The 2,526-nt window shown below is 69.8% G+C and carries 2 protein-coding genes; one reads left to right on the top strand and one right to left on the bottom strand.

The genetic code is table 11. The features are described 5' to 3' along the window. Positions 1-1,234 (bottom strand): phosphoglycerate dehydrogenase (serA, locus tag QOI01_RS35550; RefSeq protein WP_526388849.1); only part of this gene is annotated, 1,234 nt, incomplete at its 3' end. A 66-nt stretch (positions 1,235-1,300) separates the two neighbouring features. Between serA and QOI01_RS35555 the strand changes: the two genes are divergently transcribed. After that, positions 1,301-2,526 (top strand): phytoene desaturase family protein (locus QOI01_RS35555; RefSeq protein WP_526388851.1); only part of this gene is annotated, 1,226 nt, incomplete at its 3' end.

Raw genomic sequence — 2,526 nt, forward strand, 5'->3', positions numbered from 1 at the left:
CGACGACGCTGCGGTGGTTGGGGCTCTCCGAGGCGGAGTTGATGGCGGCCTCGACACCCCGCTCGGCGGCCAGTGCCGGGGCGTTGACGAACGTCACCTGGTCCTCGATCACCGCCGAGAACAGGCCGCGCAGCGCCGAGAGCCGCAGCACCTCAACCTCTTCGGCGGCCAACTCACCGCGCACCTGTACCGAAATCGACGTCGGCAGCTCGGGCGAAAGCGCTCCGACCAGGAGGCCTAGTTTGCGCACCAGATCGAGCCACGGCGCCACCTCCTCGCCGACGACGCCACCGCCGACGTTGACGGCGTCGGGCACGAACTCGCCAGCCAGCGCCAGCTTCACGCTGGCCGCCACGTCGGTGCCCGCGCGGTCCTGCGCCTCCTCCGTCGATGCGCCGAGGTGGGGGGTGACGACGACCTGGGGCAACTCGAACAGCGGGCTGTCCGTGCATGGTTCGGTGGAGAACACGTCGAGGCCTGCGCCCCGGACGTGTCCGCTGATGACGGCTTCGGCAAGGGCTTCCTCGTCGATCAGCCCGCCACGGGCGGCGTTGACGATGATCACGCCCGGCTTGGTCTTGGCCAATGCCTCCTTGTTGATCAGCCCTGCGGTCTCCTTCGTCTTCGGCAGGTGCACGGAGATGAAGTCGGCGCGTGCCAGCAGTTCGTCGAGCGTGAGCAGTTCGATGCCCAACTGCGCGGCGCGCGCCGCGGAGACGTAGGGGTCGTAGGCGGCGATGTGGGCGCCGAACGCGGCGAGCCGCTGGGCCACCAGCTGCCCGATGCGACCAAGACCGACCACGCCGACCGTCTTGCCGAAGATCTCGGTGCCCGAGAACGACGACCGCTTCCACGTGTGATCGCGCAGTGTCGCGTCGGCGGCAGGAATCTGTCGGGCCGCGGCCAGCAGCAGCGCGATTGCGTGCTCGGCGGCGCTGTGGATGTTCGACGTCGGCGCGTTGACCACCAGCACGCCGCGCGCCGTCGCCGCGTCGACGTCGACGTTGTCGAGTCCGACACCCGCGCGGGCGACGATCTTCAGCTTGGGCGCGGCGGCCAGCACCTCGGCGTCCACGGTGGTGGCCGATCGCACCAGCAGCGCGTCGGCCTCGGGCACCGCGGCCAGCAGCTTCTCCCGATCCGGGCCGTCGACCCAGCGCACCTCCACCTCACCAAGGGCGGCGACGGTCGATTCGGCGAGTTTGTCAGCGATCAATACAACGGGCAGGCTCACGTGGACAGAGTAATGGGCTGTAATTGCTCGGCGGCGGGCAGGAGCGAAGCGACTCGGGGGATTGATATGGACGTCACCGTCGTCGGTAGTGGACCCAACGGTCTGAGCGCTGCCGTGATCTGCGCACGGGCTGGGTTGTCGGTGCGCGTCGTCGAGGCCCAGCCGACCGCCGGGGGCGGCGCGCGGACGATGGCCGACCCCGAGTATCCGGGCGTCAGCCACGACGTCTGCTCGGCGGTGCACCCGCTGGGGGTGGCTTCGCCCTTCTTCGCCGAGTTCGACCTTGCCGCGCGTGGCGTTGATCTGGTGGCGCCGGACGTGTCGTACGCCAACCCGCTGCCCGACCGACCTGCCGCACTGGCGTACCGGTCGTTGGAACGCACCTGTGCCGAACTCGACGATGGCGCCTCGTGGCGACGGCTGTTCGGCCCGCTGACCGAGCACGTCGACGGCGTGCTGGGATTCTTCCTCGGCGACAAGCGGTCGCTACCGCCGGACCTACTGACCACCGTGCGCACCGGGTTGCGGGTGTTGGCTCAGGGCGGCCCGGCGTGGGGCCTGCTTCGCGGCGACGACGCCAGGGCTCTGTTCACCGGCGTTGGTGCACACGCGATTTCGCCAATGCCGTCCCCGGTCAACAGCGGCGCCGGGCTGATGCTCGGAACCGTCGCACACACCGCCGGATGGCCGGTGCCGATCGGCGGAACGCAGACCATCACCGACGCGCTGATCGACGACCTGTTGGCCCACGGTGGCGATCTGATTCTCGGCGAACCCGTCACCTCGCCGCCGGAGGGCGTGGCGATCTACGACACCGCGCCGACGGCACTGCTCGACATCTACGGCGACGCCGTTCCGCTGCGGTACGCGAAGGCGTTGCGCCGCTACCGATTCGGTCCCGGGGTCTGCAAGGTCGACTTCGTGCTGTCCGGCGACATTCCGTGGCGCGACGAGCGCGTCGCGCAGGCGCCGACGGTGCACATGGGCGGTACCCGCGCGCAGATGGCGTTGGCCGAACGGGAAGTCGCCGCGGGCCGCCACGCCGAGTGGCCAATGACATTGGCGGCGCTGCCGCATCTGACAGACCCGTCGCGCATCGACGCACAGGGCCGCCGACCACTGTGGACCTATGCGCACGTTCCCGCGGGTTCCGCCAGGGACGTCACCGAGACGGTGACCGGCATCTTCGAGCGCGCCGCACCCGGGTTCCGAGACCTGGTGCTTGCGACGCGAGCCGTTCCCGCCGCCGAGATGTCGCACCACAACGCGAACTACGTCGGAGGCGACATCAT

The organism is Mycobacterium sp. (genome assembly GCF_032162605.1).
In the GTDB taxonomy this organism is placed as follows: domain Bacteria; phylum Actinomycetota; class Actinomycetes; order Mycobacteriales; family Mycobacteriaceae; genus Mycobacterium.